A 20222-nucleotide genomic window follows, 5' to 3' on the forward strand; every position below is an offset into this window, starting at 1 on the left:
GATGCGAGCCGAGGTGGACCGGATCGCGGAGCCCTGGGGCGAGCGCACCCCGTACGACCCCGACACGCAGTGGCCGGCACGGGTCGACTCGTTCCTGGAGCCCGGCGTGACGGCCGACGAGGTGCAACGGTGGGTGCAGACGGCTTCGCTCCTGCACTCCAACGGGGACGCGATGGACCTTGCCATCGCCGACGGACGGATCGTCGGGGTGCGTGGCCGTCCGCAGGACCGGGTGAACTGCGGCCGGCTCGGGCCGAAGGACCTGTTCGGCTGGCAGGCGAACCACTCCCCGGACCGGCTGACCACCCCACTGATCCGCGAGGGTGGGCGCCTGGTGGCCCGCGACTGGGACACCGCCATGGACCGCATCGTCGACCGGTCCCAGCAGTTGCTGCACGAGCGCGGACCGGGCTCTCTCGGCTTCTACACCAGCGGCCAGCTGTTCCTGGAGGAGTACTACACACTGGCGGTGATCGCCCGTACCGGGCTCGGCACCAACCACCTCGACGGCAACACCCGTCTGTGCACGGCGACCGCCGCCGAGGCGTTGAAGGAGACCTTCGGCTGCGACGGCCAGCCCGCCTCCTACACGGACATCGACTACGCCGACGTCATCGCCCTGTTCGGGCACAACATGGCCGAGACCCAGCCGGTGCTGTGGATGCGGGTCCTGGACCGGCTGGCGGGCGGCGACCCGCCGCGGCTGGTGTGCGTGGACCCGCGCCCCACACCGGTGGCCCGGCAGGCGAGCGTCCACCTCGCTCCGCGCGCCGGCACGAACGTGGCCCTGCTGAACGCGCTGCTGTACGAGATCATCCGAACGGACCGAGTCGACCACGCGTTCATCGACGCACACACCGTCGGCTTCGAAGAACTCGCCGCGCGCGTAGCCGACTGCACCCCGGCTTGGGCCGCCCGGATCTGCGACGTACCGGCCCGGAAGATCGCCGAAGCCGCCGAGATCCTCGGCGGCGCCGAACGGCTCCTGTCCACCGTGCTCCAGGGCGTCTACCAGTCCCACCAGGCCACCGCGGCCGCCTGCCAGGTCAACAATCTCCAGCTGATCCGCGGCATGCTCGGCCGCCCCGGCTGCGGCGTGCTGCAGATGAACGGCCAGCCCACCGCCCAGAACACCCGCGAGTGCGGCGCCAACGGCGACCTGCCGGGCTTCCGCAACTGGGAGAACGACGCCCACGTGGCCGACCTCGCCCGGGTCTGGAACGTCGAACCGTCCCGCATCCCCCACTACGCGCCGCCCACCCCCGCGATGCAGATCTTCCGCTACGCCGAGCAGGGTTCGATCCGGATGCTGTGGATCTCCGGCACCAACCCGGCTGTCTCCCTGCCCGAACTCGACCGTATCCGCGGCATCCTCGGCCAAGAGCGGCTGTTCACGGTCGTCCAGGACCTGTACCTCACCGAGACGGCCCAACTCGCGGACGTCGTCCTGCCCGCCGCGACCTGGGGGGAGAAGACCGGCACGTTCACCAACGCCGACCGCACCGTCCACCTCTCCGACAAGGCGGTCGACCCGCCCGGCGACGCGCGCCCGGACCTGGACATCCTGCTCGACTACGCACGCAGGATGGACTTCCGCGACAAGGATGACCGCCCGCTCGTCCCCTGGCACGACGCCGAGTCGGCGTTCGAGGCGTGGAAGGAGTGCAGCCGCGGCCGGCCCTGCGACTACACCGGCCTGACCTACGAACGGCTGCGGGGCGCCAGCGGCATCCAGTGGCCCTGCACGCGCGAAGCACCCGATGGTACGGAACGGCTCTACACCGAGGGAGTCACCTGGGCCGCCCCCGACGTCTGCGAGACCTACGGCAGGGACCTGGTCACCGGCGCGTCCGTGTCCGAGACCGAGTACCGGGCACTCAACCCGGAAGGCAGGGCGGTCCTCAAGGCGGCCGAGTATCTGTCGCCGCACGAGACGACGGACGACGAGTACCCGTTGCAGCTGAACACGGGCCGCACCCTGTACCACTTCCACACACGCACAAAGACCGGCCGCACACCGCAGCTGAACGCCGCCGCCCCCGAGGTGTGGGTGGAACTCTCCGCCGGCGAGGCGCTGCCGCACGGCGTGGCAGAGGGCGATCTGGTCGAGGTCACCAGTCCGCGGGGATCGGTGCGTGGCCGCCTGCGGATCACGGGCATCCGCGACGGCATGGTGTTCCTGCCCTTCCACTACGGCTACTGGGACACCCCGGAGGGCGACCACACCGGAAAGGACGGCGGCCGGGCGGCGAACGAGACCACCGTCACCGACTGGGACCCGGTCTCCAAACAGCCGCTGTTCAAGACCGCCGCCGTGCGTCTGACCCTCGTCGAGCGCGCCGAGGGCGCCCTCTGCCCGGCACCGACCACCACGGCCTCCGCCCCGGCCGACCCACGATCCGTCCCGCCCACCACGGGCGGCCCCTCCGCGGTGGCCCACCAGACCGTCGTATCCTCGGATGGCGACCGGCGATGAACGGCATCCCGACCGTCTTGCGCGCCCTGTACGAAGGCGAACGCGCCCTGGAACAAGCCCTGCTCTCCACCGCCGAACGCCACCCCGCCGAGCACGAGGTCCACCACGTCGCCACAGACCTCGCCCGCTGGTCCCACGAGCACGCCGAACGCATCGCCCGCGGCGCCGAACCTCAGGGACTCCACCTGTCCGACCCCGGCCCCGGCAGCCCGTCGAGCATGCGGGCGAAGACTGAGCCACCCGCCCACACGCTGGACGAGCCCTCCGATCCCGACCTGCGCCTGCTGGACGATCTACGTGCCCTCCACCTCGCCGTCGCCGACAACTCCCTCCACTGGGAGATGCTCGCCCAGGCCGCACAAGCCACCGGCGACAACCGCCTGCTCGAACTCAGCACCGCCTGCCACCCGCAGACCCTGCGTCAGATGCGCTGGACCAACACCATGATCAAAACCCTCTCCCCGCAACTGCTCTCCAACGCGAACGGATTTTCACGTACGGCCGCGTCGAGCGCGAGGCGGTAATCACCGGGCATAGACGGACAACTCCGGATCCAGCCGATGATCCTCCAGTACTGCATCGGAATGCCGTAGAGGCTGCTCTCCGTGTCCCAATCCCGCCTTCCAACAGCAGCGTTGGGCGATGTTCGATCGCGCGGGTCGATGGCACAGGGGTGCCTGTCGATCGGTCGGGTACGCCTGCTTCCCGTCGAATGCACTTCGCTGTCGTCACGTTCCTGGGACAGCTGGGCGGCCTGCTCCCGACGGTGGCGTCGGCCCTCGTGCGCTGCGATGTGTACCGCGGGTGATCGAGTTCTACGAAGAAGGGGTGACGATCGCCGAGGTCCTCGGTCTGCCGTGCCAGGTCGGCGAGTCGGCGCGGGTCGGTGTCCCCGCATGCCGGGACCCGCCGAGCGGGCCGTCCTGCGCATGCTCCGGAACGGTGACCACCCCACTTCGACGGCACCTTGAGCCCGGTCGGACCTATGCGGCCGGCCGAATGCTCTGGGCCGCCCTACGCCGGCATGACCATGCGCTTGGGATGCGGGGCCACGGGCCAGGGGTGAGGCTGGTGCCATGTCCGAACCCCGCGTGATCGTCTACCCGCCGTCCGAGCGTGGTGGCCGCAAGGTGCGCGTCGGGGGCGAGGTGCTCGGCACCGCGTACAGCCTCCACGAGCTCACCGTGTTTCTGCAGAACGCCGGCCTGACCGGCTGGGACGAGTTGGATGTCGTCGAGTCGGGTCTGATCGAGTGGCATGAGGGCGGGCCAGAGGTGTGGAAGCCCTGACAAAGGGCAAGGGCAAACGGGTCGCCGCAGGGAAGACCTCAACGGTCGACCGCCCAGGCGATGTCTCGGCTGGTGCCGCGTTCGACGGTGTTCCGCTGCTTGCAGCTCTCGGTATCGAAGCCGGGCGGGTAGCCGCCGCGACGACCTCGCCGCAGCAGGTGCCCGATCTGGGTCAGCCAGTTGTGTGTGGGGGGCACCGCGCGGATTCCCCGCCAGCGTGGATGCGGGTGGTCACGCCCACTCGGGTGTGCGCCATTACGGCCTCGAAGGCTGGCGTATCACCGCATGGCCTGCGGTGGAACGGACGGCCAGTGAGCTTGCACGGCCGACCTGTGCCCAGCGCGCGCCGGGCGGTTCAGGAAGACGCTGACCTGGTCCGGTTCCCAGGGCCAGGCGGACACGGCGCCGAGTTCGCATTCCCACAGTGCGAGCCAGTCAGTGCGTTCTCGGAGGTCTTGCTCCAGGAGCCGTGCAACGGTCCGCGCCGGCCATTCCCAGCTGCGGTCCGCGGTCGCCCGCTCGACTTCTCTCTGGTACTGCTGAGCCTCAAAGCGGAAGGCAGGCAAGTCGACCTCGTCCTCGTCGGGATTGCGCCAGTCGTCCCAGAGCACGTAGTCGCCGTCGCGCTGGATGGTCACGTAGAGAGCGCCGCAGCAGCCTTCGGTGCACGACGCCTCGGCCAGCTGCACCTCGTGCGGTTCCGAGGCAGCAGTGAGAGGGCCGCCGGGCACCAATAGGTACTGGGGATCTTCGCCCGGACCCTCTGTAAATGCGTCAGCCAGGATGTCCCTGCCATCAACCAGGGCCCGGACCTCCACGTTTGCACCCCTCTGCGTGGGATCAGGAACGACAACGCGAAGGGTGAGGCAACACTTCTCGCGGTTACGACGGCAAGGTCGAGTTTCGAGGCCACCCTGGCCGTCATGAAACCGCATCTGACCAGCGAAAACGCCCTCCCGGCGGGAGGGCGGAGACTAGGCGCCCCCGGCAGGACTCGAACCTGGGGCCAAGCGCTTGGAAGGCGCTTGGTGGGTCGGGTGTCAGTCTGCTGCTGACCTGCGTTTCTTCCGCCGCTGGGTGTCTCGCCGATCGGTCTTCGACACGCATTCGACTTCGACAGGTGGCAGGGGCAGGGCTGGTGACGGTTCGATCGGGATCTCGTAGACGATCTCGCAGTGAGCGGCGGGAACCACAATGTCCGCCGTCTCCACGGGCCGCCCGTCGTCGCTGTAGTACGTCCGCCTGATGTGCGTCACGAGTGCGGCCTTCTGGATACCGAGAAGTAGCGCCTCCTCGGCGGTCGCCTTGCCGGGGCTGGCGGACCGCTCGCACCGGCCCGTCTCGTGTCCGCACCGGATCGCCGGGGAGGCGGAGGCGGTGGTGTGTGAGCTGCGGCGCCGCCCGCGTCCGCCCAGCGCCGCGCGGTGTCCGGGCTCACGCCGAGCAGCCGGGCCGTCTGGCCGATCGTGTATGACTGCTGCGCGCCAAGATGGGCCCATCCGCAGGGTGTCCTCTCCACCGTCCAATCCCGTGGCCACTCCAGTCCGGCGGTGTCCTCAAACGCGCGTACGTGCTGGGCTTGTTGAACATGCTCCGTTGACTGAGGGACGGGCGAGGCCGGAGACTGTCGCCTTGGTCGGGATCAACGGCATACGTGGGACGGTGTGCGGTGGCTGGCTCGGACATGGCCCGTGACCTGCAAGCCGAGGAGACCTCGTCCCATCCGCCTCTTTGGACAGCGGACTTCCGGCTGTTCTTCACCGCCCGCACCACCTCTTTGCTGGGTGACGCGATGCTCCCCGTCGCGATCACGGCCGCCGTGATCCGGGCGGGTCACGGCGCGAGTGGGGTGGGCTATGCGCTGGCCGCGCTCGTGGCGCCGTTCGCAGCGCTGATCATCTTTGGCGGGGTGCTGTCCGACCGCTTCGGTGCCCGGCGGCTGATGGTCGTCTCGGACACGGTCCGACTGTGCTTTCAGGCGCTGCTCGCGCTGCTGTTCACGCTGGGTACGCCGCCACTGTGGCAGATCCTGGTGCTGTTGGCCCTGGTCGGAGCGGGTAGCGCGATCTTCCAGCCGGGAGTCGCAAGCATTACCCCGCGCATAGCCAAGGACGTGCAGAAGGCCAACGCCACCCTGCGCATCGCAGAGTCCGTCACCGCTGTGATCGGCCCGTCGCTGGCCGGCTTGCTGCTGGTGGTCTCCTCACCGGCAACGGTGGTCGCCCTCGACGCCTTGACCTATGGGGTCAGCGGCGCCTGCCTGCTCCTGCTCCGTTCGGTCCCGATGGGCCCGGCCGAGCGAAACGGCGCATCGACGTTCCGCGCCGATCTCGTCGAGGGATGGCGGGAGTTCCGGGCCAGGACCTGGCTGTGGAGTGTCATCGTCGTCTTCATGCTCTGGCAGCTGGCCGGCGCCGGCCCCACCATGACCCTCGGCAACAGCACGCTGGTCACCGACTACGGAGCATCGACGTTCGGCTTGGTCATGTCGTCCCTCGGGGCGGGAAGCGTGCTGGGCGGAATCGTCGCGATCAGGCTCCGTCCGCGGTATCCGCTCCGGGCCGGCGCCCTCTCCATGATCCTGTGGGCGCCCATGCCGTTGAGTGTCGCTCTCGGCCTTCCCGCGCCACTCATTGCCGGGTGCTACGGGGTGAGCGGCGTGGGCATGGCGTTCTGGATCGTCATGTTCCACACGAGCGTGCAGACACACATCCCGCAGGACGTCCTCGGCCGCGTGCACGCTTACGACGCGGCAGGCTCGCTGGTGATGAAGCCAGTCGGGCAGGCGATGGCAGGGCCGCTCTCGGTTGTCGCGGGGACGACGCCGCTGCTGTGTGTGTCCGCGTCCATGGCGCTCGTCGCCTGCGCCCTGCTGCTGGCAATCCCGGCCGTGCGCGGTCTGAAGCGCGTAGAACGCTAGCTGCCCACACCCCCTCCTGTCGGCCTGGGTCCCTTCAGACACCTGCCCGAACGCGACGTCCCTTTGGGAGGTCGCGCTAGTCTCCCGGGATGGCTGACTTCTTCCAGGGCGCTGGTACCAGCCCTGCGGTGCCCTTCCGCCTGATCGTCACTGGAGGCGGGACCGGTGGACATACGTATCCGGCCCTCACCGCTGTGCGGACCCTGCAGGCACGTCTGGCCACCGCGGGTAGGCCTCTCGATGTGCTCTGGGTGGGCACCGCGAGTGGGCTGGAGGCCCGCGTGGCCGCCGCCGAGGGCATCCCGTTCGTCGAGGTCGCCACGGGCAAGATCCGTCGTTCGAAGAATCCACTGAAGCTGGTCTCGCCGGCCAACGTGAAGGACATGACGAACGTGCCGCGCGGTGTGAGCCAGGCGCGGAGGATCGTCGCCGATTTCCGGCCGGACGTCGTGCTGGCCACGGGTGGCTATGTGGCTGTGCCGGTGGGGCTGGCGGCGAAGCTGTGCCGGCGTCCGCTGGTGGTGCACGAGCAGACGGTGCGTCTCGGTCTTGCCAACAAGGCTCTCGCGCGGGCTGCGGCCGTCTTCGCCGTGTCCTCGGAGTCCACTCTTTCGCTGCTGCCGGAGGCGGCTCGTGCCAGCGCCGTGGTGACGGGTAATCCGGTGCGGCCGGAGGTACTGGCGGGGCAGGCGGAGAAGGCTGTGGAGGCTCTGTCCCTGACGGGCTTCGACCGTTCCTTGCCCACCGTGTATGTCACCGGTGGAGCGCAGGGCTCGGCTCAGATCAACCAGACCGTCGGCGGGATCCTGCCGTGGCTTCTGGGCCACGCGAACGTCATCCACCAGTGCGGCGAGGCCAACCTGTCCGCCATGCGGGAGCTGGCGGCGACCTTGCCGCCCGCCCTGGCGGCCCGCTACTACCTGACCGGGTTCGTCGGCAGCGAGCTGCCCGACGTCCTGGCCCTGGCCGATGTGGTGATCTCCCGCAGCGGCGCCGGGACGATCGCCGAGCTGACCGCCCTTGGCAAGGCCGCGGTGTTCATCCCCCTGGCGTCGTCGGCCGGCAACGAGCAGGCCCACAACGCACGCCACCTGCAGGACGCAGGTGCTGCCGTCGCCCTGCTGGACGAGGTGTCACCGGCGAGCCTGCAGGCGGCTGTCGGTCCACTGCTCACCGATGGCGTGCGGCGCGCGGGCGTCGCCGAGCGGGCGCGCGCTCATGGCCGCCCCGATGCCGCGGAACGGCTTGTCGACGCGGTCCTGTCGGCCGTAGGTCAGCCGTCCGGGCGCTGAACGCGCCTGGTGGCGCCAGCGACGATCATCTCGATGCGCTCGTGGAGCGCGCTGCCCGGTGGTCGAACGGGTCGGGTACGTCGCGGGGCCGCTCGGCGCGCGCAGGCGCAGACGGCCCGTGAAGTCGCCTAGGTAGAGCGCGAGTCGGCCGACCATGTGCTCGTCGGCCAGCTCATGCAGCGCCGTCAGGTTTGTGGCATCCATGGCCAGGACGGTGTCGGCCCAGTGCATCAGGTCGCGGTCTCCCTGGCGGGCGCGGTGTCCGCTGAGGTCGTAGTCGTGGTGCGCGGCGGCTTCGGCCATGGCGGGGTGGGCGGGTTTGCCGGTCCACTTGTCGCGGATCCCTGCGCCAGTGCTCGCCACCGCCGGTGTCATCCCCATGCGGAAGAAGGACGAGCGGTGGAAGGCATCCCGCAAGGACGGCTTCCACGTGCTCCGACACACGTACGCCTCGGTCATCCTCGAAGCGGGCGAGTCCGTCGTCACCTTGGCCCGCTGGCTCGGCCACTCGAGCCCGACCATCACCTTGGATTACTACGCGCACTTCATGCCCGAGGCAGGCGGCAAGGGGCGCGGCTCATTCTCCGCAGATTCTCCCCAGAGAACGGCACTGCCCGTGGCCGGTGGGGCGCGCTGCGGAAGTTTCCCCGATTCGTCCGGCGGTCGCAAGCAGTTACTCCCGCTGGTCCGAATACCAGCGGGTCGTTGTCTCTGAGTGCGAGGGGCGTCAGACGGTGGCGGCCGGCGGGATCCACCGGTGGGTGCGGGGGACCACGCTGGTGATGCCGTAGTCCTTCTTGAGGGTTTCGGGGATCGCGTAGTGCATGACGCGTCCACGGGTGAGGGAGGACAACTCGAGGACCGTGGTGAGGTGGCCGAGGCGGTCCAGGGCCCAGGCGCCGAGCGGGGAGCGGTCCTCGATGGTCTCCAGGACGCCGAGGAGGTGGGGTACGGCCTTCACGACGGTGTCCCACGATGTGCGCGGCACGTGGAGCCAGTCGGCGCAGGTGTCGCCGATGAGGTGGCGGATGAGGGCGGAGACGATGGGGTCGAAGAGGGTGCCGGGCACGACCTCCTCGTAGAGGTCGATCAGCTGCCGGGTCAGATGGGTGCCCTCCTCGGAGGGCCCCATGTGCCGGACCATGTACAGGTCGAGGAACCGGCGGGCCTCGTCGAGAGTTCGGGGGACGGCGTCCTGGTCGACGCCGAGCATGGCGCCGACGACGCGCCACGCGTAGTAGTACGCTTCCGCGCCCTCGGTCGACATATGGATGCCGAGACGGTGCAGGCTGTCCAGGACGAGCAGGGAGAAGAACATCTGCCCGCCGATCATGTCCTCCTGGCAGATCGGCGTCCCGTGCGCCGCGGTGTCCCAGCGGCTCTCGCGTGTGAGGTGGTGGCGGATGGAAGCGTGCAGGAGGCGGACCTTCTGGGCGGCGGGGATGAAGCGGCTGCCGGCCTCGAAGGCGTCGGGCTGCATCAGATGGACGGTGAACTGGCCGGTCTCCGCCATCCGTTTGGAGGGGTACTTCAGCCCGTGGGTGGCCGACAGCAGCTTCGCCACGTGCGGGACGAGGTAGCAGGCGGGCATGGAGGCGAAGGACAGCGCGGTGGAGATGTGCACGTTGTTGTCGATGAAGAACAGCCGGGCCTTCTCCATCTCCGCCCAGTCCACCCAGGCCGGCGGGGTGCGGGTGGCTTCGAGGTACTCGCGCGCGACGTCGGGCAGGCCGTCAGGCAGGGGAGCGCCGGCGGTGGAGACGTAGCGCATCAGGGTGTTGAACTTGCCCACCTCCCCGCGTTCGAAGAGCTCGGCGACGGTGGCATCGGCGAGTTCGTCCCCGGCCTGCCGCAGGGCGTCCAGCGATGCGTCGGTGTAGGTCACGGCAGGGTTCCTCGTCTTCTTCGGGGCGCGTGCACGACGGGCGGGAGGGGCGGCTGCCCGGGAGGGCACTGGCTTGCGCCACCCCGATGCGGGGGTCAGGACAGGCGTACCGCCGCGGAATGCGCCAGCGCGGTCAGTCCGGCGGCGGCGTGTGCCGGTAGATCCAGCTCGTGGAGGGCACCGAGAGCCTCCTCGACCCGTGCCTGGATCATGTCCTCGATGCGGTCGGGCGCCCTCAGCCGGCGCATCACCTCGCGCACCGAGTCCAGCCCCTCCCTGTCCAGGTCACCCCGGCCCAGCAGGGAGTTCAGTAGTTCGCGCTCCGCGTCGTCGGCGAGACGCCATGTCTCTGCCAGCAGCGTCGTGGGGCGTCGGCCGCGCACATCGTCGGTGTTGGCCTTGCCGGTGAGCCCGGGGTCTCCGAACAGCCCGAGCAGGTCGTCCCGGAGCTGGAACGCCTCGCCCAGCGGAAGCCCGTACGCGGAGTAGCCCTCGCGCAGCCGCGCGCCCGCACCGGCCAGCGCACCACCGATCAACAGGGGCTGTTCGACGGTGTACTTGGCGGTCTTGTACCGGATCACCTTCAGTGATGCCTCGGTGTCCGGACCGGTTCCGGTGCGCAGGATCTCCAGACACTCACCCGCGATCAGCTCACGGGCCATCACTGCCCACAAGGGGCGGGCCCGGACGAGATACGCGGCGGGCAGACCGCTGGTGGCGAACAACTGCCCGGCCAGCGCCATCAGCAGGTCTCCCACCAGCATCGCCAACGACCGCGCGGCGGCCTCGGCGTCCGGACGAGCCCCTACGGCCCCGAGGAGGGCGACGTGGGCTGTGGGCCGCCCGTGCCGCAGCGGGCTGTCGTCGATGAGGTCGTCATGCACGACCGCGGCGGCATGCACCAGCTCCATCGAAGCCGCCGCCCGCACCAGCGCGTCGCTGTCCGGCTGCCCCGCCGCCCGCCACCCCCAGTAGCAGAACGCCGCCCGCAGCCGTTTGCCGTCCGCGACCGCCGCCTCCAGCCTCTCGGCCACGGCGTCGAGCAGCGGATCAACCGCCGCGAATTCGTCTGCCTCCCGGGCGACGAATCGACGCAGCACCTCGTCCACGCGGGCCTTGAACGCGGTCGACTCCCACCGGTCATACGCCACCGGTGGACCGCCGAACCAGAGCGCGCTGGGCGAGGATCTCCAAATGGGCTGGGGGTACAGCCGCGTACCGGTCCAGCACCAGACGCCCACGCGCCACGAGCTCGTGCTCGGCATCCGTCGCCAACTCCGCGGCGTCCGACCGGCGCAGCAGCCCACGCACCGTCCCCAGGGCCGAACCCACCGTGCTCACCGCCAGATCGGCCAGCCCGGCAGCCAGCAGCAGCGCCTGACTGTCTAAGCCTCCGCGCCGTCCCGCTTCTTGCGTCACGCCATCTCCCTCATCCGTCGTACCGCCAGCGGCCCCGGGCGCTCACCGTCCTTGCGAGCATCGCGTCCCACCGGGTGCGAGAGGGGCAGAACTCACGATCGAGTGATCCCACCGCTCGCCCGTGCGGATCACGGATGCCGCTGCTGCTGGGGCAGGCACAAGGTGGACTCTTCCGTGACGCTCGTTTGACGCTCAGGGGTATCCAGCCCGCGCGGGAAGCTGGGTATTTAGCCTTGTTGGTGCAGGCGCGCATCTTTCCGATGACGCATCAGGAGTGCCATCACCCCCTGGTCGCGCTACGGCTCCCTGCCGCCGCGTACTTCAGCGCTAACACCTGGCAGTTCCTGTGCCCGGGCGGGTTCCTCGCCATGACGTGAGCGGAACGGGGTGCCGGTACGGTCGCGAAGTTCGGTGCCCCGTCAGGAGTTCATGACTCCGTCGTCGGATGCGTGGCACGGGACCGTGGCCGTGACTTGGCCAGGCCGGATTCCACGGCGCCGAGCAGGGTGAGGGCGGCGTCGAGGTGTGTGGAGTCGTGGTGGGCCGCTGCTGAGACGGCTGCGGCCCATTCCCGGCGGACGAGGGCGTAGTTGGCGCGTCCGTGGTCGGTGGCGTGGACGGTGACGCCGCGGCGGTCGCCCGGGTCGGCGCGTCGCTCGATGAGGCCCTTGTGCTCCAGTCCGCGCAGGACGGTGGAGAGGTTGGTGCGCTGCAGTCCGGTCGCCGTGGCGATGCGGCTGGGCGGGGCGGGGGGCTCGTGCTGCAGGTAGCGCATCACCATGCCCTCGGACGGTGACAGGGGGATGGCCCGCTCGTCGGTGTAGCCGCGGAACTGGATCTCCCGGCTGACGATCAGGACGAGGTCGGCCAGCTCGGCCCACCGCTGCTCATCGTCCGGCGTGGTCATCGAGTCCGTTGGGTGTGTCTGCTCCTCCGTCACGGCTCCAGGGTACGGGGTTGCCCGGAAGTGGTTATGACCCCATACTCGCAGCGAGGCTTGTAGTTATGACCTCATAACTTCTCTCACTTCTCTATCTCCTGGAGGCTGTCATGACAGCGCCCACTTCCTCCCTGCATGCCAGGGCGAGCGGGCTCTCGCCCCATGCCACGGCCCGTGCAGGCGGGCTGCATCCGTTCGGGGTGTTCGTCCTGCTGGCCGGCGCGTTCCTGCCGATCATGGACTTCTTCATCACCAACGTGGCCCTGCCCAGCATCGACGCCTCGCTGCACGCCTCCGCGTCGTCGCTGGAGCTGGTGATCGCCGGGTACGGCGTCGCGTACGCCACGTTGCTGGTTCTCGGCGGCCGGTTGGGGGACCGCTACGGCCGCCGTCGCGTCTTTCTCGGTGCGTTGGTGGGTTTCGTACTGGCCTCACTGGCCTGCGGAGTTGCTTCCGACGTGGGGGTGCTGATCGGGGCCCGCATCGTCCAGGGCGCCACCGCTGCCCTGCTCGTTCCGCAGGTGCTGGCGACCTTCCATCACGTCCTGGAAGGGGAACGCAGGGCGCGTGCCGTGGCGTTGTACGGCGCGACCTCCGGAATCGCCGCCGTGGTCGGGCAGTTGGTGGGCGGGCTGTTGGTCAGCGCCGACATCGCCGGGACCTCGTGGCGGCCGATCTTCCTGGTCAACGTGCCCCTCGGTGTGCTGGTGCTGGTCGTCGCGGCCCGCGTCGTGCCCGACACACGCTCGCACCATCCGGTCGGCATCGACCTGCCCGGCACCGTGCTGTTCGCCGCCACGCTGACCGCCCTGCTGGTTCCCCTGACCGAGGGCCACTCACTGGGCTGGCCGTGGTGGACCTGGCTGTCGCTCGCCCTCGCGGTCGTCCTCGGCGGCGCCACCTACGGCGTGGAGAAGCGCGCCGAGCGGCGCGGCGAGGTGCCGCTGCTGCCACCGTCCGTGCTGGGCCTGCCGTCGATGTCCCGTGGCCTGGTGATGGTGTTCGCCTTCAGCGTCGGCTTCGGCGCGTTCATGTTCGTCTTCGCCCTCACCGTCCAGAACGGCCTGCACGCCGACGCTCTGCACGGCGGCCTGGCCATTCTGCCCATGGCCCTGCTGTTCTTCGCCGGCTCCCTGCTCGCACCCCGCGTCATCGGCCGGTACGGCAGGGCTGCGCTGTCCGCGGGAGCCGTCGTCCAACTCGTCGGTCTGGCCTTGCTGGTGACGGTGCTGGTCGGCAACTGGCCGCATGTCGGTCTCTGGGCCATGGCCGGGCCGCTCGCTCTGGTGGGAGCCGGGCAGTCGATGCTGTTCGCCGGTCTGTTCCGCAGCGTGCTCGCCGACGTCCCGCCGCACCTCGGCGGCGTCGGCAGCGGAGTACTGATCACCCTGCAGCAGAGCGGACTCGCCCTCGGCGTGGCCACGCTCGGGACCCTCTACCTGACCCTGGCTCCGCACGACATCGCTCACGCCTTCGCCGGCGTCGAGTACGTCCAGATGGGCATCGTCGCCCTGCTCGCGGTCGGCGCCGCCGCCCTGCCGCGCTTCACCGAGGCCGCCCCGGCGGCCACTCCGGTCGTCGACGCTTGAGCCCGCCGCCCCGCGAGTAGGAAGCCCAGGCCGTCATGCAGGAGGCACTTTGAGCACAGTCGTGGACGGGGAAGACCTTGGGCGGCAGGGCAGAAGGGAGTCCGAGGCGCAGCGTCATGCGCGGTTCGAACCGGCCCTGGCGTTCCTCGACCGGCTCTACTCGGCCGCCTTGCGCATGACCTGCCATCCGGCCGACGCCGAGGATCTGGTGCAGGAGACGTATGCCAGGGCCTACGCCTCGTTCCACCAGTTCCGCGAGGGCACGAACCTCGGGGCGTGGCTCTACCGCGTCCTCACCACCACGTTCCTCAACTCCTGCCGCGCACGGCAGCGCCGCCCGCAGCGTGACGGCACGGTGGCGATAGAGGACTGGCAGCTTGCCCGCGCCGAGTCGCATACCTCCACGGGTCTGCGCTCCGCGGAATCGGAGGTGCTCGACCGCCTGCCCGACGGGGATGTCGAAGCGGCGCTGCGGGCCCTTCCGGAGGGATTCCGGATCGCTGTGTACCTCGCCTATGTCGAGGGCTTCACCGTTCGGGAGATCGCCGACATCATGCAGACCCCCGTCGGCACGGTGTTGTCCCGACTGCACCGGGGGCGCACGCGGTTGCGCTCGATGTTGGGCGCTGCTCACCCGCCACGCCCCGGGAGCCGCGACCGCGGCCACCTGAGCCAGACGCTCAGTGAACGGGGCGCATGCGAGGTGAGCCCAGAGTAGCGCCTGGAAACCGGCTCTGACCTCAGCGAATGGAACGCGTTCCGCGCACAAAGATGCGTCAGCTCGTCGTTGACCGGCGATCTGCGACGGGGCCAGGGTGGTGGAGCCAGATCGGATTCCGATCTCCCGTTTTTCCGGTCACCGAACTGCGTGCAGGAGGCCGTGATGCTCCGGACAGACACCCGTGAACCCGCCGAGTTGTGGGAAGACCGCGAAGCGGCTGCCGCCGCCACGACCGCGTCTGCCACGACCGCGCCCGCCACACCGACCACCCCGGCGGACTGCCGCGAACTGCTCTTCCAGCGCTGTCTCTGGTGCGGCACTCCGGCCTACCGCCGTTCGTTCTGCCGTGCCTGTGGGGCCACGACCTTCGAACGGGAGCGCAGTACGGGTGCCGGGGTCCTGGTTCGCCGCATCGGACAGACTCCGCTCAACACCTGGTTCGTCGCGATGGACGAGGGATTCACCCTGGTCTGTCAGGTCACCAGGACGGCACCGGTCGTGGTCGCGGTCGGGGCGAGGGTGCGTGTCGTGCGGGCGGTCGCGCCCCTCGACCAGGGGCTTCCCCTCATCGAACTCACCTACCGTGCAACGGCGTTGGAGCGCTGGTGATGACGGGAAACGGCTCCGGCCATGTCACGTACGCCTAGGCGTCACGATCAGAGAGGAGGGTGCGTGGGCACCCAGTACAACGCGCCGGACGGATGGGCCGGCGTCGTCGACGGAGCGGGACGGGGCGCGCTGGAGGGTGTGCGTATCGCCGACTTCTCCCGGGTTCTCGCGGGGCCCTATGCCACGATGCTCCTCGCCGACCTAGGCGCCGACGTGGTGAAGGTGGAGCGGCCGGGGATCGGGGACGACACCCGGGCCTGGCACCCGCCCGCGGACCACGACGGAACATCGACGTATTTCCTGAGCGTCAACCGGAACAAGAGGTCCGTCGTCCTGGACCTGACGACCGAGGCGGGCCTGGAACAGGCCCGTTCCCTGGCTGCCGAGTCCGACGTGCTGGTAGAGAACTTCCGGCCCGGCACGATGGAACGGCTGGGGCTCGGACATCAGGAGCTCCGTGCCCGGCACCCTGAGCTGATCTACTGCTCGATCAGCGGTTTCGGCAGCGGCGCCGGCGCCGCGATCCCTGGATACGACCTGCTCGTGCAGGCTGTCGGCGGCCTGATGAGCGTGACCGGAGACGTGCACGGGGAGCCGGTGAAGGCGGGAGTGGCCCTGGTCGATGTGATCACCGGACTGCACGCCTCGCTCGGCATCCTGGCTGCCCTACGGCACCGGGACGCCACCGGAGAGGGGCAGCTAGTGGAGGTGAACCTGCTCGGTTCCCTGCTGTCGGCCATGGTCAACCAGGCATCGGCCTTCGCTGTCGCCGGTGTCGTACCGGGGCGCATGGGCAACGCACACCCGAGCATCGCCCCGTACGAGACCTTCCCGACCGCCGACCGTCCGCTCGCCCTCGCGGTGGGCACCGACCGGCAGTTCGCGGCACTCGCCGAACTCGTCGGGGATCCCGGTCTCGCTCTCGACGACCGCTTCCGCACCAACGCCGACCGGGTCGCCCACCGCGCCGAACTCCGGGACATCCTGGTCAAGCGGCTCAGCGCGGCAGGCGCCGACCACTGGTCGGACGTCCTGCTGGCCGCCGGGGTGCCCGCCGGACCGGTCAACAGCCTCGACGATGCCTTCGCCTTCGCGCGGCAGCTCGGTCTTCCCGGCATCGTCGACATCCCCGCCGTCCCGGCCGACGGAGAAGAAGGCAGGCCCTCCCGCCAGGTCGCGCACCCCATCGCGCTGAGCCAGACACCGGCGCGGTACCGCCTGCCCCCGCCCCGCCTGGGCCAGCACACGGCGGAGATCCTCCACGGCCCCTCCGGCGAGCCCGACCCCGCCTCCGCGTGACACGGAGCGGTCACCTGACCGTTCGCGTCGTCGGCATCACGACCGAACCAACCCACCTGATTTCCCACCCCTGATGACATGGAGCTCAACATGAACGGCAAGCCGATGAAGGACCCCCTCGAACTGCTCGACATCGCCTCCGTCCTCACCGACGAGGAGCGCGAGATCCAGGCCACCGTCGCCAAGTTCCTCGCCGACCGGGTGCGCCCGCATATCGGCGAGTGGTTCGAGAACGCCCACTTCGCGCGTGAACTCGCCCCGGAGCTCGGCAAGTTGGGGGTGCTCGGCATGCACCTCGAAGGCTACGGCTGTTCCGGTACGAACGCGGTCAGCTACGGCCTGGCCTGCCTGGAACTGGAAGCGGCCGACTCCGGCTTCCGCAGCTTCGTCTCCGTACAGGGTTCGCTGTCGATGTTCTCCATCTGGAAGTGGGGCTCGGAGGAGCAGAAGCAGGAGTGGCTGCCCCGGCTCGCCGCCGGTGAGGCGATCGGCTGCTTCGGCCTGACCGAACCCGACTTCGGCAGCAACCCCTCCGGGATGCGCACCCGTGCCGTCCGCGACGGCGACGACTGGATCCTGAACGGCTCCAAGATGTGGATCACCAACGGCGGCATCGCCGACGTGGCCACCGTCTGGGCGCACACCGAGGACGGCATCCGCGGCTTCCTCGTGCCGCGCGGCACGCCCGGCTTCACCACGCAGGACATCAAGCAGAAGATGTCGCTGCGCGCCTCGATCACCTCGGAGCTGTACTTCGACAACGTACGGTTGCCCGACTCGGCGCGGCTGCCGCTCGCGGAGGGCCTGCGCGGACCGCTGTCCTGCCTGAACGAGGCCCGCTTCGGCATCCTGTTCGGCGCGGTCGGTGCGGCTCGCGACTCCATCCAGGCGGCCATCGAGTACGCCGACTCCCGCGTGCAGTTCGACAAGCCGATCAGCGCGTTCCAGCTCACCCAGAAGAAGCTCGCAGACATGAGCGTGTCCCTGGGCAATGCCGCGCTGCTCGCTCTCCACCTGGGCCGGCTCAAGGACCAGCACCGCATCAGGCCCGAGCAGATCAGCGTCGGCAAGCTCAACAACGTCCGGGAGGCGATCGCCATCGCTCGGGAGTGCCGCACCGTTCTCGGGGCCAACGGCATCTCCCTGGAGTACTCGCCGCTGCGCCACGCCAACAACCTGGAGTCCGTGCTCACTTACGAAGGTACGAGCGAGATGCACACGCTGGTCGTCGGTCAGACGATCACCGGTTATCCGGCGTTCCGCTGACCACCGGCTGAAGGAATACGCCCGTGAACATCGTCGTACTCGTCAAGCAGGTCCCCGACACCGGTGCCGAACGCACCCTGTCCCAGGCCGACCACCTCCTCGACCGCGAGGACGCCGATCTCGTCCTGGACGAGATCAACGAACGAGCCGCCGAAGAGGCCCTGACACTGAAGGAGACGACGGACGCCCACATCACCGTCGTCTCCATGGGACCCGACTCCGCACTCGATGCCATCCGCAAGGTCCTGGCGATGGGCGCCGACCGCGGAATCCACATCTGCGACGACCGGCTGCGTGGTGCGGACCTGCTGACCACCGCCAAAGTCCTGGCGGCCGCCGTTCGGACAGTGGAGGACGTTGACCTGGTCCTGGCGGGCAACGCGACCACCGACGGACAGGCGAGCGCGGTCCCGGCCGTCGTCGCCGAACTGCTCGGCCTGCCGCAGCTCACGCACGTCCGGCAGCTGACCGTGGAGGCGGGAGAGGTGAGCGCCGAGCGCGAGACCGAGAACGGCGAGGCGACACTGAAGGCGTCAGTGCCCGCGCTGGTCAGCGTCACGGAGAAGGTCAACGAGCCGCGCTACCCCTCCTTCAAGGGCATCATGGCCGCCAAGAAGAAGCCGGTGGACACGGTCGACCTCGGCGACCTGTTCCCCGACGCGGACGACACCGGGTTCCTCGTGACCCGCACCCGCGTCGTGGAGGCCGTCCCCCGTCCGCCGCGGGCCGCCGGAATCCGCATCACGGACGACGGCACGGCCGGCCGGCAGCTCGTCGAACAGCTCATCGCCCAGAACCTCGTCTGAACGGCCCCGCCCCCTGTCTCGACCAAGCAGCGCGACCAAGCGGCACGACCAAGAAGTAGGCACTCATGCCCGATGTCCTCGTCCTCGTCGACCACGACGGGGAACGTGTCCACAAGTCCACCTACGAACTCCTCGCTGCCGCACGGCGGCTGGGGGACCCGGCCGCCGTCGTCGTGGGAACTCCCGGTACCGCGGCGCGTCTCAAGGAATCCCTCGCCCGCCACGGCGCCACCAGCGTCTACGCGGCTGAGTCGGACGAAGCCGGCGAGTTCCTCGCCACGCCCGCCGTCGACGCCCTGGAACTCGCGGTTCGGGACGCCTGTCCCGTCGCCGTTCTGGTCTCCGCGACGACGGACGGCAGGGAGGCGGCGGGGCGCCTCGCCGCGCGGCTGGACGCCGGGTTGCTGATCGACGCGGTCGATCTCGACCCCTCCGGGGTGGTCACCCAGATCGTCTTCGGCGGGTCGTACACCGTGCGCTCCGAAGTCACCCACGGCACGCCGGTGCTCGCACTGCGTCCGGGGGCCGTCGAGCCGGAGGAGCACCCGGTTGCGGCGGTGGAACGGGAACTCGTGCTGCCGTCCGTCGACCCTGCGGCCTCCGCCCGCATCACCGACCGGCGCGCCGCACCCGCGGGCGACCGGCCAGGGCTCACCGAGGCGAGCGTCGTCGTCTCCGGAGGCCGCGGTGTCGGAGGAGCGGAGGGCTTCAAGGTGGTGGAGGAGCTGGCGGACGCCCTGGGAGGTGCGGTGGGTGCCTCGCGTGCCGCGGTCGATGCCGGCTACTACCCGCACCAGTTCCAGGTCGGGCAGACCGGCAAGACCGTCTCTCCTCAGCTGTACATCGCGCTGGGCATTTCCGGCGCCATCCAGCACCTCGCCGGAATGCAGACCTCCAGGACGATCGTCGCGGTCAACAAGGACGCGGAGGCGCCCGTCTTCGGCCTCGCCGACTACGGCGTGGTGGGCGACCTGTTCGCGGTGGCTCCCCAGCTCACGGCGGAAGTGGCCGCTCGTCACGCAGCCCGCTGACGAGCTTCGCGGCCTGAGCAGTTCGAAGGTCCGGACCGTCCGGTCCGGACCAAGAGGGAGGGACGCGGTGCGGTATTGCGAGGGGCCGAAGGTCTGCTGTGACGTCTATGTCGAGGCGGACCCATCGCGGGTGAGGGACCTGGTGACGGACATCGGTCTGCCGGCCCGCCTGAGCCCTGAACTGCAGCGTGCGGAATGGTTCGACGGCGCGGAGAAGCCCGCGGTTGGGGCGTGTTTCGCGGGGTACAACCGCCACCGGATTGCCGGCTACTGGCGGACCGTCTCGCACGTCGTGGACCTGGAGGAGCGGCGGGTCTTCGGCTGGGCGGTCGTGGACCCCGACGGCCGGTACGGTGACCCGGCCCCGGACCCCGAAAAGCCCCTGGCCACGTGGCGCTTCGAGCTCGAGCCCGAGGGCCCCGGCGCTCGGCTGCGGCAGTTCGCCCGGATCGGGCCGGGCCGCTCCGGGATCAACCTGGCAATCGACCGTGCGCCGGAGCGGGAGGAGCAGATCGTGGCCTTCCGACTCGCCGAGCTCCGCGCGAACATGGAAGCCACCTTGTACGGCATCAAGGCGCTAGCCGAAGAAGCCGGCCGAGAACCTGTGTAGTTGGCGGCCTGGACGAAGCGGTCACGGCGGCCTGCGAGGAGTTCGCCCAGGATGATTCCTGCGCGGGAGC

The 20222-nt window shown here is 69.7% G+C and carries 19 protein-coding genes and 4 pseudogenes; 14 read left to right on the plus strand and 9 right to left on the minus strand.

Annotated elements, in window-relative coordinates; translation table 11 throughout:
• The first annotated feature begins 1 nt into the window (after position 1).
• The 3 genes from ACIA8X_RS45015 to ACIA8X_RS45025 all read left to right on the plus strand — a co-directional run bounded on the left by ACIA8X_RS45015 (position 2) and on the right by ACIA8X_RS45025 (position 3765).
• Positions 2 to 2476 (plus strand): molybdopterin oxidoreductase family protein, encoded by a 2475-nt coding sequence (locus ACIA8X_RS45015; protein ID WP_399460697.1) that lies wholly within the window; start codon positions 2 to 4, stop codon positions 2474 to 2476.
• The gene (locus tag ACIA8X_RS45020) at positions 2473 to 3000 is read left to right on the plus strand and encodes a hypothetical protein (RefSeq protein WP_399460698.1); all 528 of its coding nucleotides are present in this window, start codon (positions 2473 to 2475) and stop codon (positions 2998 to 3000) included. The genes ACIA8X_RS45015 and ACIA8X_RS45020 overlap by 4 nt, the downstream gene beginning before the upstream one ends.
• 552 nt (positions 3001 to 3552) lie before the next feature.
• Entirely contained in the window at positions 3553 to 3765 is a 213-nt protein-coding gene (locus ACIA8X_RS45025) for a hypothetical protein (RefSeq protein ID WP_399460699.1), read from the plus strand.
• Between the two features lie 38 nt (positions 3766 to 3803).
• On the opposite strand, the gene ACIA8X_RS45030 is transcribed toward ACIA8X_RS45025, so the two are convergent.
• The 4 genes and pseudogenes from ACIA8X_RS45030 to ACIA8X_RS45045 all read right to left on the minus strand — a co-directional run.
• A complete protein-coding gene (locus ACIA8X_RS45030; RefSeq protein WP_399460700.1) occupies positions 3804 to 3962 on the minus strand; it encodes a hypothetical protein in 159 nt (52 codons plus the stop codon).
• 81 nt (positions 3963 to 4043) lie between these two features.
• Positions 4044 to 4454: a hypothetical protein gene (locus tag ACIA8X_RS45035; RefSeq protein ID WP_399460701.1), complete on the minus strand. Its 411-nt coding sequence runs from the start codon at positions 4452 to 4454 to the stop codon at positions 4044 to 4046.
• 459 nt (positions 4455 to 4913) lie between these two features.
• A pseudogene (locus tag ACIA8X_RS45040) lies at positions 4914 to 5078 on the minus strand (UTRA domain-containing protein); the annotation flags it as partial.
• A gap of 71 nt (positions 5079 to 5149) precedes the next feature.
• Positions 5150 to 5284 (minus strand): annotated as a pseudogene (locus tag ACIA8X_RS45045) (helix-turn-helix domain-containing protein); the annotation flags it as partial.
• A gap of 165 nt (positions 5285 to 5449) precedes the next feature.
• Between ACIA8X_RS45045 and ACIA8X_RS45050 the strand changes: the two are divergent.
• Together ACIA8X_RS45050 and ACIA8X_RS45055 are read left to right on the plus strand one after the other, a co-directional pair.
• On the plus strand, positions 5450 to 6685 hold the full coding sequence (locus tag ACIA8X_RS45050) for an MFS transporter (protein WP_399460702.1): 1236 nt from the start codon (positions 5450 to 5452) through the stop codon (positions 6683 to 6685).
• Positions 6686 to 6774: 89 nt separating this feature from the next.
• A complete protein-coding gene (locus ACIA8X_RS45055; protein WP_399460703.1) occupies positions 6775 to 7977 on the plus strand; it encodes a UDP-N-acetylglucosamine--N-acetylmuramyl-(pentapeptide) pyrophosphoryl-undecaprenol N-acetylglucosamine transferase in 1203 nt (400 codons plus the stop codon).
• A gap of 180 nt (positions 7978 to 8157) precedes the next feature.
• On the opposite strand, the pseudogene ACIA8X_RS45060 reads toward ACIA8X_RS45055, so the two are convergent.
• Positions 8158 to 8436: pseudogene (locus ACIA8X_RS45060) on the minus strand (hypothetical protein); the annotation flags it as partial.
• On the opposite strand from ACIA8X_RS45060, the pseudogene ACIA8X_RS45065 reads away from it, so the two are divergent.
• A pseudogene (locus ACIA8X_RS45065) lies at positions 8327 to 8692 on the plus strand (tyrosine-type recombinase/integrase); the annotation flags it as partial. The pseudogenes ACIA8X_RS45060 and ACIA8X_RS45065 overlap by 110 nt on opposite strands.
• A gap of 12 nt (positions 8693 to 8704) precedes the next feature.
• Here the strand turns inward: ACIA8X_RS45065 and ACIA8X_RS45070 are convergent.
• The 4 genes from ACIA8X_RS45070 to ACIA8X_RS45085 all read right to left on the minus strand — a co-directional run bounded on the left by ACIA8X_RS45070 (position 8705) and on the right by ACIA8X_RS45085 (position 12221).
• Positions 8705 to 9862: an oxygenase MpaB family protein gene (locus ACIA8X_RS45070; protein WP_393459585.1), complete on the minus strand. Its 1158-nt coding sequence runs from the start codon at positions 9860 to 9862 to the stop codon at positions 8705 to 8707.
• 95 nt (positions 9863 to 9957) lie between these two features.
• The gene (locus ACIA8X_RS45075; RefSeq protein WP_399460704.1) at positions 9958 to 11013 is read right to left on the minus strand and encodes a polyprenyl synthetase family protein; all 1056 of its coding nucleotides are present in this window, start codon (positions 11011 to 11013) and stop codon (positions 9958 to 9960) included.
• Positions 11003 to 11281, minus strand: a complete 279-nt coding sequence (locus ACIA8X_RS45080; RefSeq protein ID WP_399460705.1) for a polyprenyl synthetase — start codon at positions 11279 to 11281, stop codon at positions 11003 to 11005. Before ACIA8X_RS45080 ends, ACIA8X_RS45075 begins: the two co-directional genes overlap by 11 nt.
• Positions 11282 to 11708: 427 nt before the next feature.
• Positions 11709 to 12221, minus strand: a complete 513-nt coding sequence (locus ACIA8X_RS45085; RefSeq protein ID WP_399460706.1) for a MarR family winged helix-turn-helix transcriptional regulator — start codon at positions 12219 to 12221, stop codon at positions 11709 to 11711.
• Positions 12222 to 12331: 110 nt separating this feature from the next.
• On the opposite strand from ACIA8X_RS45085, the gene ACIA8X_RS45090 reads away from it, so the two are divergent.
• The 8 genes from ACIA8X_RS45090 (at position 12332) to ACIA8X_RS45125 (ending at position 20152) form a co-directional block, all read left to right on the plus strand.
• Entirely contained in the window at positions 12332 to 13810 is a 1479-nt protein-coding gene (locus tag ACIA8X_RS45090; protein WP_399460707.1) for an MFS transporter, read from the plus strand.
• 61 nt (positions 13811 to 13871) lie between these two features.
• Positions 13872 to 14528: a sigma-70 family RNA polymerase sigma factor gene (locus ACIA8X_RS45095; RefSeq protein ID WP_393459722.1), complete on the plus strand. Its 657-nt coding sequence runs from the start codon at positions 13872 to 13874 to the stop codon at positions 14526 to 14528.
• Between the two features lie 165 nt (positions 14529 to 14693).
• Positions 14694 to 15140, plus strand: coding sequence for a hypothetical protein (locus ACIA8X_RS45100; RefSeq protein ID WP_393459570.1), 447 nt, complete (start codon positions 14694 to 14696; stop codon positions 15138 to 15140).
• A gap of 63 nt (positions 15141 to 15203) precedes the next feature.
• Complete coding sequence (locus ACIA8X_RS45105) at positions 15204 to 16439, plus strand: CaiB/BaiF CoA transferase family protein (RefSeq protein WP_399460708.1); 1236 nt, start codon at positions 15204 to 15206, stop codon at positions 16437 to 16439.
• A gap of 78 nt (positions 16440 to 16517) precedes the next feature.
• Positions 16518 to 17705, plus strand: a complete 1188-nt coding sequence (locus ACIA8X_RS45110; RefSeq protein WP_399460709.1) for an acyl-CoA dehydrogenase family protein — start codon at positions 16518 to 16520, stop codon at positions 17703 to 17705.
• Between the two features lie 23 nt (positions 17706 to 17728).
• Entirely contained in the window at positions 17729 to 18511 is a 783-nt protein-coding gene (locus ACIA8X_RS45115) for an electron transfer flavoprotein subunit beta/FixA family protein (RefSeq protein ID WP_399460710.1), read from the plus strand.
• Positions 18512 to 18576: 65 nt separating this feature from the next.
• Entirely contained in the window at positions 18577 to 19542 is a 966-nt protein-coding gene (locus ACIA8X_RS45120) for an electron transfer flavoprotein subunit alpha/FixB family protein (RefSeq protein WP_393459558.1), read from the plus strand.
• 67 nt (positions 19543 to 19609) lie between these two features.
• Positions 19610 to 20152, plus strand: coding sequence for an SRPBCC family protein (locus tag ACIA8X_RS45125; protein ID WP_393459555.1), 543 nt, complete (start codon positions 19610 to 19612; stop codon positions 20150 to 20152).
• The last annotated feature ends 70 nt before the right edge of the window (positions 20153 to 20222 follow it).

The sequence above is a fragment of the Streptomyces sp. NPDC051738 genome, from assembly GCF_044453205.1.
Lineage (GTDB): Bacteria > Actinomycetota > Actinomycetes > Streptomycetales > Streptomycetaceae > Streptomyces.

Bases quoted from the DNA above. Each gene is read 5' to 3' on its own strand.
- ACIA8X_RS45015 (WP_399460697.1), top strand. From the start codon at position 2: ATGCGAGCCGAGGTGGACCGGATCGCGGAGCCCTGGGGCGAGCGCACC.
- ACIA8X_RS45020 (WP_399460698.1), top strand. From the start codon at position 2,473: ATGAACGGCATCCCGACCGTCTTGCGCGCCCTGTACGAAGGCGAACGC.
- ACIA8X_RS45025 (WP_399460699.1), top strand. From the start codon at position 3,553: ATGTCCGAACCCCGCGTGATCGTCTACCCGCCGTCCGAGCGTGGTGGC.
- ACIA8X_RS45050 (WP_399460702.1), top strand. From the start codon at position 5,450: ATGGCCCGTGACCTGCAAGCCGAGGAGACCTCGTCCCATCCGCCTCTT.
- ACIA8X_RS45055 (WP_399460703.1), top strand. From the start codon at position 6,775: ATGGCTGACTTCTTCCAGGGCGCTGGTACCAGCCCTGCGGTGCCCTTC.
- ACIA8X_RS45090 (WP_399460707.1), top strand. From the start codon at position 12,332: ATGACAGCGCCCACTTCCTCCCTGCATGCCAGGGCGAGCGGGCTCTCG.
- ACIA8X_RS45100 (WP_393459570.1), top strand. From the start codon at position 14,694: ATGCTCCGGACAGACACCCGTGAACCCGCCGAGTTGTGGGAAGACCGC.
- ACIA8X_RS45110 (WP_399460709.1), top strand. From the start codon at position 16,518: ATGGAGCTCAACATGAACGGCAAGCCGATGAAGGACCCCCTCGAACTG.
- ACIA8X_RS45120 (WP_393459558.1), top strand. From the start codon at position 18,577: ATGCCCGATGTCCTCGTCCTCGTCGACCACGACGGGGAACGTGTCCAC.